Source organism: Streptomyces sp. NPDC059224 (assembly GCF_042754285.1).
Lineage (GTDB): Bacteria > Actinomycetota > Actinomycetes > Streptomycetales > Streptomycetaceae > Streptomyces.
The window spans coordinates 148,439-170,126 of record NZ_JBHZAN010000009.1 but is presented as its reverse complement, the minus strand read 5'-3'; the positions used below and the strand labels follow the sequence as shown (position 1 = coordinate 170,126).

Genomic DNA, 21,688 nt, shown 5'->3' with positions numbered 1-21,688 from the left:
GGGCCGCCCCGCCGTCACTGCTCGCCCAGCGTGACGTCCACCGTCTGCCGGACGTCGTTCCGGCTGTACGTCACCGTCGTCTTCTGGCCCGGCCGGTCCACGGCGAGCGACTCGGCCAGTGAGGTGATGGTGGTGATGTCGTCGTCGCCCAGCTTGGTGATGATGTCGCCGGGCCGGATGCCCGCCTTGTCGGCGGCGTCCCGCGGTTTCACGGTCACGACGGCGACCCCGGCGGGCTGGTAGTTCACGTCGACGACCGTGCGCCCGCTGATGCCGAGCGCGGCCCGCCCCGAGTCGGTCACCTTGCCCTGCTTGATGATCTGGTCGGCGACCGTCTTCACCATCGACCCCGGGATGGCGAACCCGATCCCGGGTGCCGCGCTGCCGCCCAGGTCGGGGTCGCTCGCGGCGAGCGTCGGGATGCCGATGACCTGGCCGTTCAGGTCGACCAGGGCGCCGCCGCTGTTGCCGGGGTTGATGGCCGCCGACGTCTGCACCATGTTCGGGATGGTGGCGCCGGTGCCGCCCCCCTCCTGGTTCTCGCTGACGGTCCGTCCGGTCGCCGACACGATGCCCTCGGTCACACTGGACGACAGCCCGAGCGGCGAGCCCATGGCCAGCGTGATCTGACCGACCTCGACCTTCTCGGTGTCCCCGAAGGCGGCCGCCTTCAGCCCCTCCGGGATCCTGTCGAGCCTGAGGACCGCCAGGTCCTGCTCGGGGTAGGAGTAGACGAGCGACGCGGTGAACGGTTCCTCCTTGTTGGCGGTCGTCACCTTGAACTTCTTCTCGCCCTGGACGACGTGGGCGTTGGTGACGATGTGTCCCTTGTCGTCGTAGACCACGCCGGAGCCCAGGTCGTGACTGGCCTGGATCTGCACCACCGACGGCAGGACGTCCTTGATCACCTTCTGGTACCGGTTCTGCAGGTCGGTCGCCGCCATCGGAACGGCCGCCGCCTGGGCGGCCCGGGTGTCCGAACGGTCCTCGGCGGTGGCGCCGTCGAAGCCGGAGCAGCCGGAGACGAGGACGAGACAGCAGGAGCCGAGCGCGGCGGCCGTACGCAAGCCGCGAAGGGTACGGGAAACGTCCATGCCCCCGAGTCTCGTCGCGGGGTGCCGGTCCGGCTCGTACTGCTGACCCGAACGAGCAGCACGCGGCGGGTTCAGCCGCGGACCCCGCACAGGTGCAGCAGCGCCGCGACCGCACGGTAGGGATCCGTCCGGCCCGCGCGCTCCTCAGCCGCCAGCAGCGTCTCCACGTCGGCGGGAAGTCCGGCGCCGTCCGCGACGGTGTCCGTGAACACCCGCACGCCGTACCAGGAGTGCAGCGGCGCACCGATGCCGGCGAGTGCGGCGATCACGGCGGTCAGCCGGTCGGCCCGCACCTCCAGGCCCAGCCGGTTGCGGTAGGAGACGGTGTCGAAGGCGTTCAGCGCGCCCGTCCAGTCCCCGCTCAGCCCCGGCCGCATGGCCAGCGCGTCGGCGTTGCGCACCAGCAGCGACAGCAGCCCGCCCGGCGCCAGCATCCGGGCCAGCCCGGCCAGCAGCGCGTCCGGCTCCTCGACGTACATCAGCACACCGTGACAGAGCACCAGGTCGAAGCTGCCCGGCAGGAAGTGGACGCCCGTGTCCCGTCCGTCCCCCTCGACGATCCGGACCCGCTCGCGGATCCCCTCCGGCTCACCGGCCAGGGCCTGACGCGCGGCCGCGATCATCGTCGGTTCCCGCTCGACACCGGTCACCTGGTGCCCGGCGCGAGCCAGCCGCAGCGCCTGCGTGCCCTGGCCCATCCCCACGTCGAGCACCCGCAGCCGTTGTCCGACCGGGAACCGCCCGGCTATCTGCTCGTCGAGCTGCCGGGCCACCAGCTCCTGCCGGACGACGTCACGCAGCCCGCCCAGCCCGGTCAGCCAGGCCTGTGCCGCACCCCCGGAGAAAGGCTCTGTGCTCAGGGCCGCTCTCCGCGCTTGACCTGCGGCTTGGGCAGCCGGAGCCGGCGCATCTGGAGGGAGCGCATCAGACCGTAGGCCACGGCACCCTTCTTGTTCTGGTCCGGGAACCGCTCGGCGAGACGCTTGCGCAGCCGGATGCCGCTCACCGCCGCGTCGAGCACGATCAGCACGATCACGACCAGCCACAGCAGCAGCGCGATGTTCTTGATCGCCGCGTTGTTGACCACGCTCATCACCAGGATGACCACGGCCAGCGGCAGGAAGAACTCCGCCACGTTGAAACGCGAGTCCACCCAGTCGCGGGCGAACTTGCGGACCGGGCCCTTGTCACGGGCCGGCAGGTACCGCTCGTCGCCCGTGGCCAGCGCCTGGCGCTGCCGCTCCATGGCGGCGCGCCGGTCGTCCCGCTGGCGCTTGGCGGCGTCCTTGCGGTTCGTCGGTGTGCTGGCCACGCTGCGGCGCTGGGTCTGGGCCTCACTGCGCTTGGGCGTGGGCCTGCCCTTGGGCGCCTGCGGGTCACGGGTCTGCTTGGAGTCGGTCACCGCCGCCTTGTCGGCGGGGGCCTTCTCTTCCTTGGCACGGCTACGGAACACAAAACCCAAGGGTAATGGGTGGACGGGTGTGGGCCCTAGTCCGATGGGGAACGATCCCGCAACGCCGGTCGTCTCCATGGGGGACAGAGGGGACGTTGCAGACGCTTCGCTCAGGGGGCCACCTACTACCTGTGCCGGAGCGCAACCGTCGGCAGTCGTCCTTGGGGATGAGCGCATCGGTCCCCGAACAGTGCGGTAATGGAGGCAGGGCCCGTACTGTGGGTTCTGTCGCAGGATCTGTGAGCTGGAGTCCGTCAGAAGGGGGCGCGCGAAGCCCATGAGCGGTGTCATGAAGCGTATGGGGATGATCTTCCGCGCGAAGGCGAACAAGGCCCTGGACAGGGCCGAGGACCCGCGCGAGACCCTTGACTACTCGTACCAGAAGCAGCTCGAGCTGCTCCAGAAGGTGCGCCGCGGGGTGGCCGACGTCGCCACTTCCCGCAAGCGGCTCGAACTCCAGCTGAACCAGCTCCAGCAGCAGTCCACCAAGCTGGAGGACCAGGGCCGCAAGGCGCTCGCGCTCGGCCGCGAGGACCTCGCCCGCGAGGCGCTGTCCCGCCGCGCCGCCCTCCAGCAGCAGGTGACCGACCTGGAGACCCAGCACGCCACCCTCCAGGGCGAGGAGGAGAAGCTCACCCTCGCGGCCCAGCGCCTCCAGGCCAAGGTGGACGCCTTCCGCACGAAGAAGGAGACCATCAAGGCCACTTACACCGCCGCCCAGGCCCAGACCCGCATCGGCGAGGCCTTCTCCGGCATCTCCGAGGAGATGGGCGACGTCGGCCTCGCCATCCAGCGTGCCGAGGACAAGACGCAGCAGCTCCAGGCCCGCGCCGGCGCCATCGACGAACTGCTCGCCTCCGGCGCCCTGGACGACCCGACCGGCATGGCCAAGGACGACATCGCCGCCGAGCTGGACCGCCTCTCCGGTGGTACGGATGTAGAGCTGGAGCTCCAGCGGATGAAGGCCGAGCTGGCCGGCGGCCAGCCGCAGCAGGCGATCGAGGGCGGCGCCGGCCAGGGCCAGCAGGCGCAGCAGCCGCAGGACACCCCGCGCTTCGACAAGCAGTAGCCGACGCCTGGAGGGCGACATGGCCGACATGGTCGTAAGGATCATGGGGGAGGGCCAGGTGAGGCTGGCCGACAGCCACCTCACCGAACTGAACAAGCTGGACGACGAACTCCTGGCGGAGACGGAGTCCGGTGACGAGGCAGCCTTCCGCCGCACCCTGACCGCCCTCCTGGACAAGGTCCGGGAGCTGGGCACTCCGCTCCCGGACGACGCCCTGGAACCCTCGGACCTGATCCTTCCCTCCCCGGACGCGACCTTGGAGGAGGTCAGGGCACTGCTGAGGGACGACGGCCTCATCCCGGGGTGACACGCTCCCGCTGACGTCCCCGACGCCCGCACCCTGGCCCGTCAGCCGAGCGGGCCGGTCGGGCCGGGGGGAAACCGGGCGGTGCGCGAGGCGGGCCGAACCGACGGTTCCGGCTCGCCCCGACCGGCCGTACTGTTCACACCGTGAGCCCCTTCGAAAGAGCCCGCTGCAGAGTCGGCGCCCATCCGCTGGCCGTGGACGCGGTCATCGCCGCGGGTGCTCTCGTCTGCATGATCGTGAGCTCTTTCGCCGTCCCGCACGGCGCGCACGGCGTCGCCTGGGGCATCCGCACCCCGGACCCGCTCAGCCTGGTGCTCATGACGCTGGCGGCCGGCGCCCTGGTGTTCCGGCGGTACGCCCCGAAGACGGTCCTGGCCGTCACCGGCGCGGCCTCCGTCGTCGAGTGCGTCACCGGCGACCCCCGCGCCCCCGTCGCCATGGCCGCCGTCGTCGCCCTCTTCACCGTCGCCGCCACCACCGACCGCCGCACCACCCTGCGGGCCGGCCTGCTCACCATGACCGTGCTGACCACCGCCGCGATGGCCGCGGGCCCGCTCCCGTGGTACGCCCAGGAGAACCTCGCGATCTTCGCCTGGACCGGCATCGGCGCCACCGCGGGGGACGCGGTGCGCAGCCGGCGGGCCGTCGTGCAGGCCATCCGGGAGCGCGCCGAGCGTGCCGAGCGGACCCGCGAGGAGGAGGCCCGCCGCCGGGTCGCCGAGGAGCGGCTGCGCATCGCCCGGGACCTGCACGACGTCGTCGCCCACCACATCGCCCTGGTCAACGTGCAGGCGGGCGTGGCCGCACACGTCATGGACAAGCGGCCCGACCAGGCCAAGGAGGCCCTCGCCCACGTCCGCGAGGCCAGCCGCTCCGCGCTCAACGAACTGCGCGCCACCGTCGGCCTGCTCCGCCAGTCCGGCGATCCCGAGGCCCCCACCGAACCCGCTCCCGGCCTGCACCGCCTCGAAGAGCTCGCCGACACCTTCCGCAACGCCGGCCTCCAGGTCGAGGTGGCCCGCGCCGACCAGGGCACCACCCTGCCCGCCGCCGTGGACCTCGCCGCCTACCGGATCATCCAGGAGGCCCTGACCAACGTGCAGAAGCACACGGGATCCGAAGCCAAGGCCGAGGTCAGCGTCGTACGCGTGGGACCGCACATCGAGGTCACCGTCCTCGACAACGGCTCCGGCGAGGCCACCGCCCCCGAGGAAGGCGGCGGCCACGGCCTGCTCGGCATGCGCGAGCGCGTCACCGCGCTGCGCGGCACCCTCACCACCGGCCCCCGCTACGGCGGCGGCTTCCGCGTCCATGCGATCCTGCCGGTCAAGACCGACACCGACGGCCGTCCGGACCACCGCACGGCCGCCCTGGGGGATTCCGCATGACGATCCGTGTCCTGCTCGCCGACGACCAGGCCCTGCTGCGCAGCGCGTTCCGCGTGCTCGTCGACTCCGAGCCCGACATGGAGGTGGTCGGCGAGGCCTCCGACGGCGTCGAGGCGGTGAGGCTGGCCAGGGAGACCCGGGCCGACGTCGTCCTGATGGACATCCGGATGCCGGGCACGGACGGACTGGCCGCCACCCGGCTGATCAGCGAGGATCCGTCCCTCGGACAAGTCCGGGTGGTCATACTGACCACCTTCGAGGTGGACGACTACGTGGTGCAGGCGCTGCGCGCGGGCGCCTCCGGCTTCCTCGGCAAGGGCAGCGAACCCGAGGAACTGCTGAGCGCCATCCGGGTCGCCGCCGGCGGCGAGGCGCTGCTCTCCCCGACCGCCACCAAGGGGCTGATCGCCCGCTTCCTCGCCCAGGGCGACGCCGCCGACGGCCGTGACCCGGCCCGCGCCGAGCGGCTGGACGCGCTCACCTCACGCGAGCGCGAGGTGCTGGTCCAGGTCGCCGGCGGGCACTCCAACGACGAGATCGCCGAGCGCCTCGAAGTCAGCCCGCTGACCGTGAAGACGCACGTCAACCGGGCCATGGCCAAGCTGGGCGCCCGGGACCGGGCCCAGCTCGTGGTGATCGCCTACGAGTCGGGGCTGGTCCGTCCGCGGATGGACTGATCTCCACCCCGGCGTACTGCGGCGGGAGTAGGAGACGGACAAAGGACGGCACCCAGGGCCTACACGAGCGGGGCCGCGCATGGGCGAGGGTGGTGGGGTGGGCGCTCACAGGTGCCCCCTGTGCCGTTCATCCGCCGCTCTTGCGCCGCTCATGCGCCGCTCCCAGCGGTCCTCGCACACAGCAGCTCACCGAAAAGAGACCCTGACCCATGTCCTGGCTGTCCCGCTTCAGCCTCGCGCAGCGGGCCCTGATAGGCCTCATGTCGTTGATCGCGCTCGCCTTCGGGGCGATCGCCATCCCCCAGATCAAGCAGCAGCTGCTGCCCACCATCTCCCTGCCCATGGTGTCGGTCATCGCTCCCTACCAGGGAGCCGCCCCCGACGTCGTCGAGAAGCAGGTCATCGAGCCGGTCGAGAACAACCTCGAAGGCGTCGACGGCGTCACCGGTGTCACCTCCACCGCAAGCGAGGGCAACGCCGTGATCATGGCGTCCTTCGACTACGGCAGCGACACCAGGCAGCTGGTCGCCGACGTCCAGCTGGCCGTCAACCGCGCCCGGCTCCCGGACTCCGTCGACCCGCAGGTCATCTCCGGTTCCACCGACGACATGCCGACCGTGGTCCTCGCCGTCACCTCCGGGAAAGACCAGCAGGCCCTCGCCGACCAGCTCGACAAGACGGTCGTCCCGGACCTGAAGGACATCGACGGCGTCGGCCGGGTCCAGGTCACCGGCGTGCGGGACCTCCAGGTCACCGTCACCCCCTCGGACGCGAAGCTGGCCCGGGCGGGTCTCACCTCCGCCGCCCTCGCCCAGAGTCTGCAGGCGGCCGGCGCGACCGTCCCGGCGGGCTCCTTCGACGAGGCCGGCGCCAACCGCACCGTGCAGGTCGGCGGCGGGCTCACCTCGCTGGGCCAGATCAAGGACCTGATGGTCACCGGGCAGGGCGGCGAGAAGCCCGTGCGCCTCGGTGACGTGGCCTCGGTCGAGGAACAGGAGGCCCCGGCCGACTCGATCACCCGCACCGACGGCCGCCCCAGCCTCGCCGTGAACGTCACCATGGACCACGACGGCAGCGCGGTCTCCATCTCGAACGCGGTCAAGGACAAGCTGCCGAAGCTGCGTCAGGACCTCGGCTCCGGCGCCACCCTCACGGTCGTCAGCGACCAGGGCCCGGCGGTCTCCAAGTCCATCAAGGGCCTGACCACCGAGGGCGCCCTCGGCCTGCTCTTCGCGGTCCTTGTCATCCTGGTTTTCCTGGCCTCGGTCCGCTCGACCCTGGTGACCGCGGTCTCCATCCCGTTGTCGGTGGTCCTCGCGCTCATCGTCCTGTGGACCCGCGGTCTCTCCCTCAACATGCTCACGCTCGGCGCGCTCACCATCGCCATCGGCCGGGTCGTCGACGACTCGATCGTGGTCCTGGAGAACATCAAGCGCCACCTCGGCTACGGCGAGGAGCGCCAGGCCGCCATCATCGGCGCGGTCCGCGAGGTGGCCGGCGCGGTCACCTCCTCCACCCTCACCACGGTCGCCGTCTTCCTGCCGATCGGCCTGGTCGGCGGCATGGTGGGTGCCCTGTTCGGCTCGTTCAGCATCACCGTGACGGCGGCGCTGCTCGCCTCCCTGCTGGTCTCCCTGACGGTCGTACCGGTGCTGTCGTACTGGTTCCTGCGGGCCCCGAAGGGCACCCCCGAGGACGCGGCGGAGGCCCGCCGCAAGGCCGAGGCGAAGGAGGCCGACAGCCGGCTCCAGCGCGCCTACGTCCCCGTCCTGCGGTTCGCGACCCGACGCCGCCTCACCAGCGTCCTGATCGCCCTCGTGGTCCTGGTCGTCACGTTCGGCATGGCCGGGCTGCTGAAGACCAACTTCTTCGACCAGGGCGACCAGGAGGTCCTCACCGTCAAGCAGGAGCTGAAGCCGGGCACCAGCCTGGCGGCGACCGACGCGCAGGCGAAGAAGGTCGAGAAGCTGCTGTCCTCCGTCGACGGGGTGAAGGACTACCAGGTCACCGTCGGCTCGTCCGGCTTCATGGCGGCCTTCGGCGGCGGCACCGACACCAACCAGGCGTCGTACTCCGTGATGCTGGACGACGCGAAGTCGTACGACGAGGTGCAGACCGCCATCGAGGACGGCCTGCACAAGCTGCCCGGCATCGGCACGACCACGGTGTCGGCCGGTGACGGCTTCGGCAGCCAGGACCTGAGCGTCGTCGTGAAGGCGGCCGACGGGGACGTGCTGCGCAAGGCCTCCGAGCAGGTCCGGGCCGCCGTCGCGCAGCTGGACGACGTCACCGACGTCACCAGCGACCTCTCGCAGAGCGTTCCGCGCATCTCGGTGAAGGCCAACTCCAAGGCCGCCGCGGCCGGGTTCGACGACCAGACGCTGGGCGCCGCCGTCACCCAGGCGGTCAAGGGCACCACGGCCGCGAAGGCCACCCTCGACGACACCGAGCGGGACGTCGTCGTGAAGTCGGCGAAGCCGGCCGGGACCCTCGCGCAGCTGCGCGCCCTCAAGCTGGGCCCGGTGAAGCTCGGCGACATCGCCACCGTGAAGCTGGTGGACGGACCGGTGTCGATGACCCGGATCGACGGCCAGCGCGCCGCGACCGTCTCCGCGAAGCCGACGGGTGACAACACCGGCGCGGTCAGCACCCAGCTCCAGTCGAAGATCAAGGCGCTGAAGCTCCCGGCGGGCGCGACGGCCTCGATCGGCGGCGTCACCTCGGACCAGGACAGCGCGTTCAAGAACCTGGGCCTTGCGATGCTGGCGGCGATCGCGATCGTCTTCATGCTGCTGGTCGCGACCTTCCGCTCGCTCGTCCAGCCGCTGATCCTGCTGGTCTCCATCCCGTTCGCGGCGACCGGCGCGATCGGCCTGCTGATCGTCACCGGCACCCCGATGGGCGTGCCCGCGATGATCGGCATGCTGATGCTGATCGGCATCGTGGTGACCAACGCGATCGTGCTGATCGACCTGGTCAACCAGTACCGGCGCCAGGGATACGGCGTGGTCGAAGCGGTGATCGAGGGCGGCCGGCACCGGCTCCGCCCCATCCTGATGACCGCGCTGGCGACCATCTTCGCCCTGCTCCCGATGGCGCTCGGCGTCACCGGCGAGGGCGGCTTCATCGCCCAGCCGCTGGCGGTGGTGGTGATCGGCGGTCTGATCACGTCGACGCTGCTCACCCTGCTCCTCGTCCCGACGCTGTACGCGATGGTCGAACTCCGCAAGGAGCGCCGGGCGAAGAAGCGGGCCGCGAAGCGGGGCCCCGGGACGGCGGTCTCCGCCACGGCGGCCGAGGAGCCGCAGCCCGCGGCCGTCTGACGGTCCTGCGGGCAGCGGCCCGCACTCCCGCGCACGACGGCCGGTTTCCGGAACACCTCCGGGAACCGGCTGTTGCCGCCCGGCCGTTCCGCATGCCGCCGCCGCGAACCGCACGACGGGGGAGGGGAGTTTCGGCGTGCCGCTGGACAAGGACGACCCGAGATCTCTCGGCGGTCACAAGCCGGCCGACCGGCTCGGGGCCGGCGGGTTGGGCATCGTCTGCTGGGGCCGGTCGCGCTCCGGGCGCGAGGTCGCCGTCAAGGCGGTGCACGCCCAGTACGCCGGGAACCCGGTCTTCCGCGCCCGGTTCCGGCAGGAGATCGACGCCGCCCGCCGGGTCGGCGGCGCCTTCACCGCGCCCGTCCTGGACGCCGACGCGGACGCGCCGGCCCCCTGGACGGCCACCCAGTACGTGCCGGGCCCCTCCCTCGCCGCCCGCATCCGGGCGCAGGGCGCGCTCCGCGTCACCGAACTGCGGCCGCTGGCCCTCGGGCTGGTGGAGGCCCTCCGGGAGATCCACCGGGCCGGGATGGTGCACCGCGACCTGGAACCGGCCAACGCGCTGGTGGCCCACGACGGCCTCCGCGCCGGACGCGGCCGGGGGCACGGTGCTGTGGGAGTCCTCCGTGCGCGCCGAGACCCTCGGCAACAGCGGCCTGCTGCCGACGGTCCGGTTCGACCGCGGCGCCCTGGTCCTGTCCACCTCGGACGGCACCGTCTTCACCCTCGACCCGGCACACCCCGAGCGCGAGCCCGTCCCGGGGTGACACCGTCGGGTACCGCTACGGCAGCGCCAGCATCCGCTCCAGGGCCAGCTTGGCGAACGCCTCGGTCTCCTTGTCGACCTCGATCCGGTTGACCAGGTTGCCCTCGGCGAGCGACTCCAGGGTCCAGACCAGGTGGGGGAGGTCGATGCGGTTCATGGTGGAGCAGAAGCAGACCGTCTTGTCGAGGAAGACGATCTCCTTGCCCTCGGGGGCGAAACGGTTCGCCAGGCGGCGGACCAGGTTCAGCTCGGTGCCGATCGCCCACTTGGAGCCGGCGGGGGCCGCCTCCAGGGCCTTGATGATGTACTCCGTCGAACCGACGTAGTCGGCGGCGGCCACCACCTCGTGCCGGCACTCCGGGTGGACCAGGACGTTCACGCCCGGGATGCGCTCGCGCACGTCGTCGACCGAGTCCAGCGAGAAGCGGCCGTGCACCGAGCAGTGGCCGCGCCACAGGATCATCTTCGCGTCGCGCAACTGCTCGGCGCTCAGGCCGCCGTTCGGCTTGTGCGGGTTGTAGAGCACGCAGTCGTCCAGGGACATGCCCATGTCCCGGACGGCGGTGTTGCGGCCGAGGTGCTGGTCGGGCAGGAACAGCACCTTCTCGCCCTGCTCGAAGGCCCACTCCAGGGCCCGCTGGGCATTGGACGAGGTGCAGATGGTGCCACCGTGCTTGCCGGTGAACGCCTTGATGTCCGCGGACGAGTTCATGTACGAGACGGGGACGACCTGTCCGGCGATCCCGGCCTCGGTCAGCACGTCCCAGCACTCGGCGACCTGTTCGGCCGTCGCCATGTCGGCCATCGAGCAGCCGGCCGCCAGGTCGGGCAGGACCACCTTCTGGTCGTCCGAGGTCAGGATGTCGGCGGACTCGGCCATGAAGTGCACACCGCAGAAGACGATGTACTCGGCCTCCGGGCGGGCGGCCGCGTCGCGGGCCAGCTTGAACGAGTCGCCCGTGACATCGGCGAACTGGATGACCTCGTCGCGCTGGTAGTGGTGGCCGAGCACGAAGACCTTGTCGCCGAGCTTCTCCTTGGCCGCGCGGGCGCGCGCGACCAGATCGGGGTCGGACGGCGAGGGCAGGTCGCCGGGACACTCGACGCCCCGCTCGCTCTTCGGGTCGGCCTCACGGCCGAGCAGCAGCAGGGCGAGCGGAGTCGGCTGTACGTCGAGCTCCGTGGTCTGGGCGGTGGTCACGGCACGCACCCTTTCTACTTTTCGTCGTTCTGACGTTATCTATCATAACCGCTTCACGTCACTTTGACGATGCCGATTGTGTCGATGTGACGTGAATCCCGGCGGTGCACGGGCGGTGCACGGGCGGTGTACAGGCGGGTCGCGGGGGAGTGGCCCTGGGGTGCCCGCGGGGCTGCCCGGGGGCGGTCAACAGGCCGCTGTGCGTGACTTCGGGCATGTGCGAGCATGAAGAGGTAGAGAAAACGCGAGAACGCGAATGCCGGCCCGGAATGAAACAGCGGACCCGCCGGTTGCACTCGTCGGCAAGCAGTCTCCGTACAACCCGGGAGAGATGTAGATGTCCGTATCGGACGAGACCAGCACCGCCACCGACGGCATCATCCTCAGTGACGCCGCCGCGGCCAAGGTGAAGGCCCTGCTCGACCAGGAAGGCCGCGACGACCTCGCGCTGCGCGTCGCCGTCCAGCCCGGTGGCTGCTCCGGCCTGCGCTACCAGCTCTTCTTCGACGAGCGCTCCCTCGACGGCGACGTCGTCAAGGACTTCGGCGGCGTCAAGGTCGTCACCGACCGAATGAGCGCCCCCTACCTGGGCGGCGCGTCGATCGACTTCGTCGACACCATCGAGAAGCAGGGCTTCACGATCGACAACCCGAACGCGACGGGCTCCTGCGCCTGCGGCGACTCCTTCAGCTGAGCCGGCCCGTACGGCGGAACGAAGGCGGCGGTCCCTCCCCGAGGGGCCGCCGCCTTCGTGTGTCCTCAGCGCACCTGCGGGTCGAGCGTGGTCGCCTTCTCCTTCGGGACCGCCCTGCCGCCCGTGCCGACCACCTTCCGGCCGTCCAGCGGCGCGTCCAGGCGCACCGTCTGGTGGTACTGCTTGGCGATCAGGATGCAGATCTTGTCCGGCCAGGGCGTCTCGGTCACCTTGACCACCACCTGCTGGGAGCCCTCGTCCGCGGTGACCTTGTAGTCGGCGCACACCCCGCCGGTGAAGGCGACGGTGAGGTCACGGCCGTCGGCCGTGTAGCCGTCCACCTTCACGTCCTTCGGGGTCCCCGGGGAGGGACTCGGCGCCGGCGAGGCGGCGGAGGCCAGGTACTTCGGGTCCACCGCCGGATGGGTGACGGTGTACGAGTCGGCCGCGCCGCGTACCTGGAACAGCCAGGACGGCACCAGCGACTGCCGGCCGCCGACGGACTGCGCGGCCAGCCCGAACACCGCGTTGCGGATCAGGGCCGAGGAGGCCGAGGAGCCTGACGGTGAGGAAGCGGGGCACGGCTGCTCCAGCCGGTCCTTCAGCGGTACCGGACTGGCGCAGCCGCCGATGCCCATCCGGTGGTCGGAGCGGGGCGCCGCGTTCATCAGGTCCAGCGTCTTCCCGGCGCTGAGCACCGGATACGTGTCGCCCTTGACCGGCGTCGCCAGCATCCCGTTGCCGCCGACGACCTCGCCCTGCCTGCCGACGGTCAGCCCGGTCGTCCAGCCGTAGGTGGGCAGCCCGCCCACGACCGGGTCGGCGTTCACCGCCCGCTGGGCGCCCATGACCTGGCTCGCGTCGAGCTTCGCGTCGTCCTGGCCGAGCGCCTTGAGCACCGGGGCGGCGGCCTTCTCCGCGGCGGAGACGCTCACCGGGGTGGCGGCCGGCGCCGCCGGATCCTGGCCGCACACCGGCCCGCTCTTGCAGTTGTCGGTGCCGGGGGCGTAGCGGCTGTACGTCCAGATGCCCGGGGCGGCCCTGTTGACCTGGAGGCTCCCGCCGGAGCCGTCGTGGTCGGTGCCGACCTTCCACACCTGGCCCTCGGCGACCGGCGCCCCCTCGACGCCGAGCGCCTTCGCCAGCGCGGCCACCCGGTCCTTGGAGACCTCGCCGGCCGGCTGGTACACCGCGGCCGAGCCGGGTCCGGCGGGGAGCGTGCCGTCCGCCTTGTAGGTCACGCCGTAGGGGTTGGGCTCGCCCACGGCCACCCCGTCGCCGCCGGAGGAGTAACCGTCCAGGGCGAGCGGCGGGGGAGTGGTGCCACCGGCGGCGCCGGTGGCCGCCCCGGGCCCGGGCCCGTCGCCGGAGCCGCCGCGCGCGGCGAGGAAGGCCCCGCCACCGCCGATCAGCAGGACCGCGGCGGCCACGGAGGCGATGACAGCGGGTGACCGGCGCCGGGCGGGGTGACCGGCCTGGTCCCCGGACGCCCCGGCGGCACCGGAGGCAGCGGCCACCATGGCCTCGGGGGCCTTCGGCGCCGGATCCGCGTCCGACTCGCTCCCCGCGGCGCGGGGCTCCGCCGGCGCGGCGGGCCGGTCGGGCTCCGGGGCCGTTTCCGGCTCGGGAGCCCCGGCCGCGGTCTGCTCGGGGGGCGTGTCCGCGACGGGGGGTGCCGCCGGCTCCGGAGCCGCCGGCTCCGGGTCCTGGGCCGGCCGCGGCTCCGCCGCGGTCCCGGACCGGCCGGGGCGTGCGGTGCTTTCGGCGGGCCCCGCGGTGGGCCGGGCGTCGGGCCCGGCCGCCTTCGGCGACTCCGTGGTGTCCAGGGCCTCCGAGGACTCCCCGGTGGTACCCGCGGCCGCGTCCTCGTCGTTCTCGGGTCGCTCGCTCTTCACCGCATCGCTCCTTGCCGCGCGTCGTATCCCGCCTCCCCTTCGCGGGGGACGGCGATGGGACGCGGGAGGGGGGCGCGCGGTTCCCCGGGAACGCGCCGGGCGGCTCAGTCGCCGTAGTCGGACATCGCGTCCAGCAGCCTGGCGGACTTCTTCGGCACCGTCACCCCGTGGATGAGTGACGGCGGCACCGGGTGGGCATCGCTGTGAGCGGGAACCACCCAGTGCGGGGCCATCCGGGCGCAGTCCCCGCGCAGCGACGCGAGGTCGCCGTCCAGGTCGGCCGGAGCGGAAGGCTGGACCTTGAGGTTCGTCATGAACGAACCGTACGCACGCCGTGGGGTGCGAAGAAAGATCTACTATCGGGTAGTTTTGACACCTTCAGAGCCCCCGGCCGACCCGGTAGCGTTAACTGTCATTCACGCCTCCCCTCAGGAGAGTCCCAGCCGTGCGCATCGCAGTCACCGGCTCCATCGCCACCGACCACCTCATGACCTTCCCCGGCCGCTTCGCCGACCAGCTCGTCGCGGACCAGTTGCACACGGTCTCGCTGTCCTTCCTGGTCGACAACCTGGACGTGCGCCGGGGCGGCGTCGGCGCGAACATCGCGTTCGGCATGGGACAGCTCGGCACCCGGCCCGTCCTGGTCGGCGCGGCGGGCTTCGACTTCGACGAGTACCGGGCCTGGCTCGACCGGCACGGCGTCGACACGGACTCCGTCCGCATCTCCGAGACCCTGCACACCGCGCGCTTCGTGTGCACGACCGACGCCGACCACAACCAGATCGGCTCCTTCTACACGGGCGCGATGAGCGAGGCCCGGCTGATCGAGCTGAAGACGGTCGCCGACCGGGTGGGCGGACTCGACCTGGTCCTGATCGGCGCGGACGACCCGGAGGGCATGCTCCGCCACACGGAGGAGTGCCGGGCCCGGGCCATCCCGTTCGCCGCCGACTTCTCCCAGCAGATCGCCCGGATGAACGGCGACGAGATCCGGATACTGCTGGACGGCGCGACCTACCTCTTCTCCAACGAGTACGAGAAGGGTCTGATCGAGACCAAGACCGGCTGGAGCGACGAGGAGATCCTCGGGAAGGTCGGCCACCGCGTCACCACGCTGGGCGCCCGCGGAGTGCGGATCGAGCGGGCCGGCGAGGAGGTCATCGAGGTCGGCTGCGCCGACGAGGAGCGCAAGGCCGACCCGACCGGTGTCGGCGACGCGTTCCGGGCCGGGTTCCTGTCCGGGCTCGCCTGGGGGGTCTCGCTGGAGCGGGCGGCGCAGGTGGGCTGCATGCTCGCGACGCTCGTCATCGAGACGGTGGGCACCCAGGAGTACCAGCTGCGCCGCGGGCACTTCATGGAGCGGTTCACCAAGGCGTACGGGGACGAGGCGGCCGAAGAGGTGCGCGGGCACCTGGTCTGAGGCCGCCGGGTGGCGGGCGCGCGGGGGCTGGTCGCGCAGTTCCCCGCGCCCCTGAGGGGGTGCCTCAGTCGACCCGGCGTACCAAGTAGGCCGTTCCCCTGTCCGCCGGCTCCTCGCCCTCGTACTCCTGGCCCCGCATCTCGCACCACGCCGGGATGTCCAGGCGCGCCGCCTCGTCGTCCGACAGCACCCGGACCAGGCCCCCCACCGGCACGCTCCCGATGACCTTCGCCAGTTCGATGACGGGGATCGGGCACCGCTTGCCGAGCGAGTCGACGACGACCTCGGGCGCTTCCGGTGCCCGGACCGCCGACGTCACCGGCGGGGCGCCCAGCTTCTCCCGCACCCCCGCCACCACCCCCGGCAGCACGTCCAAAAACCGTTCCACGTCCCCTTCGGCCGTTCCCGCCGGCAGCGACACCCGCACGTTCCCCTCACTGAGGACGCCCATCGCCTTGAGCACATGGCTGGGCGTCAGCGTGCTGCTCGTGCAGGAGGATCCGGACGACACCGCGAAACCCTCGCGGTCGAGCTCGTGGAGCAGGGTCTCGCCGTCGACGTAGAGACAGGAGAACGTGACGATGCCCGGCAGGCGCCGGTCCGCGTCGCCCACCACCTCCACGTCCGGCACCAACTCCGGCACCCGCGCCCGGATCCGCGCCGTCAGCTCCCGCAGCCGTGCGGCCTCCCGCTCGGCATCCGCCCGCACGGCGCGCAGCGACGCGGCCGCCGCGACGATCGCCGGCAGGTTCTCGAAACCGGGCGAACGGCCCGACTCCCGCTCGTCCGAAGCCCCTTGGACGGCGAACCGCACCCCCTTGCGCACCACCAGCAGTCCCACCCCGGCCGGGCCGCCCCACTTGTGCGCACTGGCCGTCAGCAGCGACCAGTCACCCTCCACCCGCTCCCATCCCAGCGACTGCGCCGCGTCCACCAGCAACGGCACCCCGGCCGCCCGGCACGCCTCGGCGACCGCCGCGACCGGCTGCACGGTGCCCACCTCGTGGTTGGCCGACTGGAGACAGGCGAGCGCGGTGCCGGGGCGGAGAGCGGCCTCGTAGGAGCCGGCGTCCACCGCTCCCTGGCGTGACACCGGCACCTGGGTCACCTCGCCGCCCTCCGCCTCGAACGCCTCGGCCGAATGGAGGACCGAGGAGTGTTCCACGGCTGACACGATCAGGTGACGTCCGGCGCGACGCCGGCCGGCCAACGCCCCGGCGACACCGGCATGGACGGCCTGGGTGCCGGACGGCGTGAACGTCAGCTCGTCCGTCCGGCAGCCGACCGCCTCGGCGGCCGCCTCCCGAGCGGCGTCCAGCAGCATGCGCGCCTTCCGGCCCTCGCGGTACAGCCGGGAGGGATCGGCCCACCCGTCGTCCAGAGCGGCCAACAGTGCTTGCCGGGCGACGGGATGGAGGGGCGCGGCCGATGCGGCGTCGAAGTAGGACACACCGCAACGTTAGAACGTCCTGAGGGACGGCCGGCCCAGGGGCGCGGAGCCGGACCGGCAGGCGGCTCCGCCGGGTGGCGTGACCAGCCCTCCACGCACCCGCACACGCGCCCAAGACCCGGGCAACCCGAGCTGTTAGGCGCCCAATCCCACCCTTAAGGAGTGACCCGCGGCGCGTATGCCCCCCTCCCCGCGAAGCCTCAGAACGCGTCGGCTAGGGTTTGGTCCGCATAAACATCCAAACCCCTGCCCGACGCAGGGCGGCGACCGACCAGCGAGAAGGCCGCAGCCGAACCGCGCGGGCGAGACTCTCGGGAAGGCGCTACGTGAGTCCCAACGGCTCCGACCGCTCGCCGCGGCGCCCGATGCGGCGGAAGCTGCTGCAGGCAATGACCGCGGGCCTGGTCCTTGCGACCGCTACCGGTTGCACATACAAGGACTTCCCCCGCCTTGGTATGCCCACCCCGACCACGGAAGAGGCTCCGCGGATCCTCTCCCTGTGGCAGGGCTCCTGGGCCGCCGCGCTCGCCGTCGGCGTGCTGGTGTGGGGTCTGATCATCTGGAGCGCCATCTTCCACCGGCGCAGCCGCACCAAGATCGAGGTGCCGGCCCAGACCCGGTACAACATGCCGATCGAGGCGCTGTACACGGTGGTTCCGCTCATCATCGTCTCGGTGCTGTTCTACTTCACCGCGCGTGACGAGACGAAGCTGCTCAGCCTCACCGACAAGAAGCCCGACGTCACGGTCAACGTGGTCGGCTTCCAGTGGAGCTGGGGCTTCAACTACGTGACGCCCGTCGACGGTGTGACCGGCGACGCGAAGACCGACGCGAACCTGGAAGCGATTCCGGACCGGTTCAAGAAGGAGTTCCCGGCCGCCGCCGGCGGCGTCTACGACGTCGGCACGCCGGGTACCAAGAACCCCCAGACCGGCAACCCCGGTCCGACGCTCTGGCTCCCCAAGGGCGAGACCGTCCGCTTCATCCTCACCTCGCGTGACGTCATCCACTCCTTCTGGGTGGTGCCGTTCCTGATGAAGATGGACGTCGTCCCGGGCCACACCAACGCGTTCCAGGTGACCCCCAATCAAGAGGGCACCTTCCTGGGCAAGTGTGCCGAGCTCTGCGGCGTCGACCACTCCCGGATGCTGTTCAACGTGAAGGTCGTCTCGCCTGAGCGTTACCAGCAGCACCTCAAGGACCTCGTCAAGAAGGGGCAGACCGGTTACATTCCCGCCGGCATCGCGCAGACGAGCCACGAGAAGAACCGGGAGACGAACAACCTGTGAGCATCCTCAACGAACCCCAGGGTGCCGCGGCTGAAGGCTCGTACGCTGACGAGCTGCCGGTCAGGCGCAAGCAGCCCGGCAATGTCGTGGTGAAGTGGCTGACGACCACCGACCACAAGACCATCGGCACGCTGTATCTGGTCACGTCGTTCGCGTTCTTCCTGATCGGTGGAGTGATGGCGCTGCTCATGCGCGCCGAACTCGCTCGCCCCGGTCTGCAGATCATGTCGAACGAGCAGTTCAACCAGGCGTTCACGATGCACGGCACGATCATGCTGCTGATGTTCGCGACGCCGCTGTTCGCCGGCTTCACGAACTGGATCATGCCGCTGCAGATCGGTGCTCCGGACGTCGCCTTCCCGCGGCTGAACATGTTCGCCTACTGGCTGTACCTGTTCGGCTCCACCATCGCGGTGGGCGGCTTCCTCACCCCGCAGGGCGCCGCCGACTTCGGCTGGTTCGCCTACTCCCCGCTGTCGGACGCGGTCCGCTCGCCGGGCCTCGGCGCCGACATGTGGATCATGGGTCTGGCCTTCTCCGGCTTCGGCACCATCCTCGGCGCGGTCAACTTCATCACCACGATCATCTGCATGCGCGCCCCCGGCATGACCATGTTCCGCATGCCGATCTTCGTGTGGAACGTGCTGCTGACCGCGGTCCTGGTCCTGCTCGCCTTCCCCGTCCTCGCCGCCGCGCTGTTCGCGCTGGAGGCGGATCGGAAGTTCGGGGCACACGTCTTCGACGCGGCGAACGGCGGAGCCTTGCTCTGGCAGCACCTCTTCTGGTTCTTCGGCCATCCAGAGGTGTACATCATCGCGCTGCCGTTCTTCGGCATCATCTCCGAGGTCATCCCGGTCTTCTCCCGCAAGCCGATGTTCGGCTACATGGGTCTGATCGCGGCGACCATTGCGATCGCCGGTCTGTCCGTGACGGTGTGGGCGCACCACATGTACGTCACCGGCGGTGTGCTGCTGCCGTTCTTCTCCTTCATGACCTTCCTGATCGCGGTCCCGACCGGGGTGAAGTTCTTCAACTGGATCGGCACGATGTGGAAGGGCTCGTTGTCCTTCGAGACACCGATGCTCTGGGCCACCGGCTTCCTGATCACCTTCACCTTCGGTGGTCTGACCGGTGTCATCCTGGCCTCGCCGCCGATGGACTTCCACGTCTCCGACTCGTACTTCGTGGTGGCCCACTTCCACTACGTGGTCTTCGGCACGGTCGTCTTCGCGATGTTCTCCGGCTTCCACTTCTGGTGGCCGAAGATGACGGGCAAGATGCTCGACGAGCGGCTCGGCAAGATCACCTTCTGGACGCTGTTCGTCGGCTTCCACGGCACCTTCCTGGTCCAGCACTGGCTGGGCGCGGAGGGCATGCCGCGCCGTTACGCCGACTACCTGGCGGCCGACGGCTTCACCGCCCTCAACACGGTCTCGTCGATCAGCTCCTTCCTGCTCGGCCTGTCGATCCTGCCGTTCCTCTACAACGTCTGGAAGACGGCGAAGTACGGCAAGAAGGTCGAGGTCGACGACCCGTGGGGCTACGGCCGTTCGCTGGAGTGGGCGACCTCCTGCCCGCCGCCGCGGCACAACTTCCTCACCCTGCCGCGGATCCGCAGCGAATCCCCGGCGTTCGACCTGCACCACCCTGAGATCGCCGCCCTGGAGCAGCTGGAGCACGGCCAAGCCGCCGCCGCTGTCGCGGGCAGCAAGGAGGCCGGCAAGTGAAGATCCAGGGCCGCATGTTCGTGTGGCTGAGCGTCTTCGTCCTCGCCATGGCGATCGTCTATGGCGTGTGGTCGAAGGAGGCGGCCGGTACCACGGCGCTCTTCATGGCCTTCGGCCTGTGCATCATGATCGGCTTCTACCTGGGCTTCACGGCCTCGCGGGTGGACGCCGGTGCCCAGGACAACAAGGAGGCCGATGTCGCGGACGAGGCCGGCGAGGTGGGCTTCTTCAGCCCGCACAGCTGGCAGCCGCTCGCCCTCGGTGTCGGCGGCGCGCTGGCCTTCCTCGGTGTCGCGGTCGGCTGGTGGCTGCTGTACTTCTCGGCGCCCATCATCATGATCGGCCTCTTCGGCTGGGTGTTCGAGTACTACCGCGGTGAGAACCGCACCCAGTAAGCACGCGCCGAGCGCACCAGGAGCCCGGACTCTCCGCAAGGAGGGCCCGGGCTCCTGGCGTTCCGGGGGAGCGGGTACCGCTTTCGGTGCAGTGGCGTCCCCCGTCCGGCCTATCCGGCATGCCGGTCCGCAAAACGGATCATAATGTGACCATATGAGTCAGACTCCGTGCGCTCGCACCGTCGTCAGCTGCGCCCTGCTGGTGACCGCCCTCGGAGCGGGCATCACCGCCTGTGGATCCGGCGGCGGCCCGCTGTCGGAGAAGCCGCACGACGCGGCGGACCAGATCTCCTTCAACACCCCCACCGGCACCGGGAAGCGGGCCGACCCCGACAAGCCCCTGGAGGTCGTCGCCAAGAGCGACGAGGACCGGATCACGGACGTCACGGCCCGGGACGCCACCGGCCGCGTCGTGGCGGGCGAACTCGACGCCGACGGGCGTCGCTGGCACAGCACGTCGCCGCTGGCCGCCAACGCCCACTACACGGTCCAGGTCAGCACCGAGGACGAGGACGGCGCGCCCGGCCGCAAGACCCTCACCTTCGACACCAGCAAGCCCACCACCCAGCAGCGCCTGAAAGTCACCTTCGGCCCCAAGTCGGGGGAGTACGGGGTGGGCCAGCCCGTCACCGCCCAACTCGACCAGGGCATCAAGGACAAGGCCCAGCGCGCCATCGTGGAGCGCGGCCTCCGGGTCGACTCGGTCCCCGCGGTCGAGGGGTCCTGGTACTGGGTGAGCGACAAGGAACTCCACTACCGGCCCAGGGACTACTGGCCCGCGCACGCCACCCTCCAGGTGCACAGCAACCTGGACGGCGTCAGGATCAGCGACCGCCTGTGGGGCGGCGCGGTCACGCCGCTGAAGCTCACCATCGGCGACAAGCTCCTGGCCGTCACGGACGCCGCCGCTCACCAGATGACGGTGTACAAGAACGACAAGGTGATCAACCAGATCCCCATCACCACCGGCAAGCCCGGCTTCGAGACCCGCAACGGTGTCAAGGTCGTACTGGAGAAGCAGTACTTCGTACGCATGCGCGGCACCACGGTCGGCATCGCCGAGGGCACCTCGGACTCCTACGACCTTCCGGTCTACTACGCCACCCGGGTGACCTGGTCGGGTGAGTACGTCCATGCCGCGCCCTGGTCGGTGGGCTCCCAGGGGTCCGCGAACGTCAGCCACGGCTGCACCGGTATGAACACCTCCAACGCCGAGTGGTTCTTCGACACCTTCCACCCGGGCGATGTGGTGAAGGTCGTCAACTCCAACGGCAAGGAGATGGAGCACTTCGGAAACGGCTTCGGCGACTGGAACCTCGCCTGGAAGGACTGGCGGGGCGGCAGCGCCCTGGCCAACGGCGCCCAGGACGTCCAGAACCCCGCGAGCGCGGCGAGAGTGCAGCCGGCCGCCCTGTGAAACGCCCTGAAGGGCAAGCTGACCCAGGGGCGCGGGGCGGTGGCCGATATGCGGCTACCGCCCCGCGGGCGCGAACGGCCCCCACCGGGCCGCGGTCGCGCACGCACCGCGCCCCACGTCTGC

19 protein-coding genes and 1 pseudogene are annotated in these 21,688 nt (G+C 70.9%); 13 read left to right on the top strand and 7 right to left on the bottom strand.

Features of this window, described 5'->3' with window-relative positions; translation table 11 throughout:
* Nucleotides 1-14: 14 nt before the first annotated feature.
* The 3 genes from ACFXI4_RS12050 to ACFXI4_RS12040 form a co-directional block, all read right to left on the bottom strand.
* Nucleotides 15-1,094 carry a S1C family serine protease gene (locus ACFXI4_RS12050; protein WP_384989699.1) on the bottom strand — a complete coding sequence of 360 codons (1,080 nt, stop codon included), beginning with the start codon at nucleotides 1,092-1,094 and terminating at the stop codon, nucleotides 15-17.
* 71 nt (nucleotides 1,095-1,165) lie between these two features.
* Nucleotides 1,166-1,867, bottom strand: coding sequence for a class I SAM-dependent methyltransferase (locus ACFXI4_RS12045; RefSeq protein ID WP_384989698.1), 702 nt, complete (start codon nucleotides 1,865-1,867; stop codon nucleotides 1,166-1,168).
* 83 nt (nucleotides 1,868-1,950) lie between these two features.
* Nucleotides 1,951-2,625: a DUF3043 domain-containing protein gene (locus tag ACFXI4_RS12040; RefSeq protein ID WP_362730224.1), complete on the bottom strand. Its 675-nt coding sequence runs from the start codon at nucleotides 2,623-2,625 to the stop codon at nucleotides 1,951-1,953.
* A 199-nt stretch (nucleotides 2,626-2,824) separates the two neighbouring features.
* Between ACFXI4_RS12040 and ACFXI4_RS12035 the strand changes: the two genes are divergently transcribed.
* From ACFXI4_RS12035 to ACFXI4_RS12005, 7 genes and pseudogenes are all read left to right on the top strand, one after another.
* Nucleotides 2,825-3,616: a PspA/IM30 family protein gene (locus tag ACFXI4_RS12035; RefSeq protein WP_362730221.1), complete on the top strand. Its 792-nt coding sequence runs from the start codon at nucleotides 2,825-2,827 to the stop codon at nucleotides 3,614-3,616.
* A gap of 28 nt (nucleotides 3,617-3,644) precedes the next feature.
* Nucleotides 3,645-3,923 carry a hypothetical protein gene (locus tag ACFXI4_RS12030; protein WP_294008958.1) on the top strand — a complete coding sequence of 93 codons (279 nt, stop codon included), beginning with the start codon at nucleotides 3,645-3,647 and terminating at the stop codon, nucleotides 3,921-3,923.
* Between the two features lie 143 nt (nucleotides 3,924-4,066).
* Nucleotides 4,067-5,311: a sensor histidine kinase gene (locus ACFXI4_RS12025; protein ID WP_384989695.1), complete on the top strand. Its 1,245-nt coding sequence runs from the start codon at nucleotides 4,067-4,069 to the stop codon at nucleotides 5,309-5,311.
* A complete protein-coding gene (locus tag ACFXI4_RS12020) occupies nucleotides 5,308-5,988 on the top strand; it encodes a response regulator (RefSeq protein ID WP_384989693.1) in 681 nt (226 codons plus the stop codon). Before ACFXI4_RS12025 ends, ACFXI4_RS12020 begins: the two co-directional genes overlap by 4 nt.
* Before the next feature lie 209 nt (nucleotides 5,989-6,197).
* Nucleotides 6,198-9,311, top strand: a complete 3,114-nt coding sequence (locus ACFXI4_RS12015; protein ID WP_384989692.1) for an efflux RND transporter permease subunit — start codon at nucleotides 6,198-6,200, stop codon at nucleotides 9,309-9,311.
* A 136-nt stretch (nucleotides 9,312-9,447) separates the two neighbouring features.
* Nucleotides 9,448-9,897: pseudogene (locus ACFXI4_RS12010) on the top strand (protein kinase); the annotation flags it as partial.
* Nucleotides 9,898-9,937: 40 nt separating this feature from the next.
* A complete protein-coding gene (locus tag ACFXI4_RS12005; RefSeq protein ID WP_384989804.1) occupies nucleotides 9,938-10,078 on the top strand; it encodes a hypothetical protein in 141 nt (46 codons plus the stop codon).
* Between the two features lie 15 nt (nucleotides 10,079-10,093).
* Here ACFXI4_RS12005 and nadA read toward each other — a convergent pair whose 3' ends face one another.
* Nucleotides 10,094-11,278: a quinolinate synthase NadA gene (gene nadA / locus ACFXI4_RS12000; protein ID WP_384989690.1), complete on the bottom strand. Its 1,185-nt coding sequence runs from the start codon at nucleotides 11,276-11,278 to the stop codon at nucleotides 10,094-10,096.
* A gap of 337 nt (nucleotides 11,279-11,615) precedes the next feature.
* On the opposite strand from nadA, the gene ACFXI4_RS11995 reads away from it, so the two are divergent.
* The gene (locus ACFXI4_RS11995) at nucleotides 11,616-11,972 is read left to right on the top strand and encodes an iron-sulfur cluster assembly accessory protein (protein WP_030951236.1); all 357 of its coding nucleotides are present in this window, start codon (nucleotides 11,616-11,618) and stop codon (nucleotides 11,970-11,972) included.
* A gap of 65 nt (nucleotides 11,973-12,037) precedes the next feature.
* Here ACFXI4_RS11995 and ACFXI4_RS11990 read toward each other — a convergent pair whose 3' ends face one another.
* Complete coding sequence (locus tag ACFXI4_RS11990) at nucleotides 12,038-13,867, bottom strand: hypothetical protein (protein WP_384989689.1); 1,830 nt, start codon at nucleotides 13,865-13,867, stop codon at nucleotides 12,038-12,040.
* A gap of 104 nt (nucleotides 13,868-13,971) precedes the next feature.
* Nucleotides 13,972-14,181, bottom strand: a complete 210-nt coding sequence (locus ACFXI4_RS11985) for a hypothetical protein (RefSeq protein WP_362725068.1) — start codon at nucleotides 14,179-14,181, stop codon at nucleotides 13,972-13,974.
* Between the two features lie 131 nt (nucleotides 14,182-14,312).
* Here ACFXI4_RS11985 and ACFXI4_RS11980 point away from each other — a divergent pair, with 131 nt between their 5' ends.
* Complete coding sequence (locus ACFXI4_RS11980) at nucleotides 14,313-15,287, top strand: carbohydrate kinase family protein (protein ID WP_362725065.1); 975 nt, start codon at nucleotides 14,313-14,315, stop codon at nucleotides 15,285-15,287.
* 64 nt (nucleotides 15,288-15,351) lie between these two features.
* Here the strand turns inward: ACFXI4_RS11980 and ACFXI4_RS11975 are convergent, their stop codons facing one another.
* Nucleotides 15,352-16,737: a cysteine desulfurase/sulfurtransferase TusA family protein gene (locus tag ACFXI4_RS11975; protein ID WP_384989688.1), complete on the bottom strand. Its 1,386-nt coding sequence runs from the start codon at nucleotides 16,735-16,737 to the stop codon at nucleotides 15,352-15,354.
* A 326-nt stretch (nucleotides 16,738-17,063) separates the two neighbouring features.
* On the opposite strand from ACFXI4_RS11975, the gene coxB reads away from it, so the two are divergent.
* From coxB to ACFXI4_RS11955, 4 genes are all read left to right on the top strand, one after another.
* Complete coding sequence (gene coxB / locus ACFXI4_RS11970; protein ID WP_384989686.1) at nucleotides 17,064-18,026, top strand: cytochrome c oxidase subunit II; 963 nt, start codon at nucleotides 17,064-17,066, stop codon at nucleotides 18,024-18,026.
* Entirely contained in the window at nucleotides 18,023-19,753 is a 1,731-nt protein-coding gene (ctaD, locus tag ACFXI4_RS11965) for a cytochrome c oxidase subunit I (protein WP_384989685.1), read from the top strand. The genes coxB and ctaD overlap by 4 nt, the downstream gene beginning before the upstream one ends.
* The gene (locus ACFXI4_RS11960; protein WP_046727399.1) at nucleotides 19,750-20,148 is read left to right on the top strand and encodes a cytochrome c oxidase subunit 4; all 399 of its coding nucleotides are present in this window, start codon (nucleotides 19,750-19,752) and stop codon (nucleotides 20,146-20,148) included. The genes ctaD and ACFXI4_RS11960 overlap by 4 nt, the downstream gene beginning before the upstream one ends.
* A gap of 154 nt (nucleotides 20,149-20,302) precedes the next feature.
* Entirely contained in the window at nucleotides 20,303-21,565 is a 1,263-nt protein-coding gene (locus ACFXI4_RS11955) for an Ig-like domain-containing protein (RefSeq protein ID WP_384989684.1), read from the top strand.
* The last annotated feature ends 123 nt before the right edge of the window (nucleotides 21,566-21,688 follow it).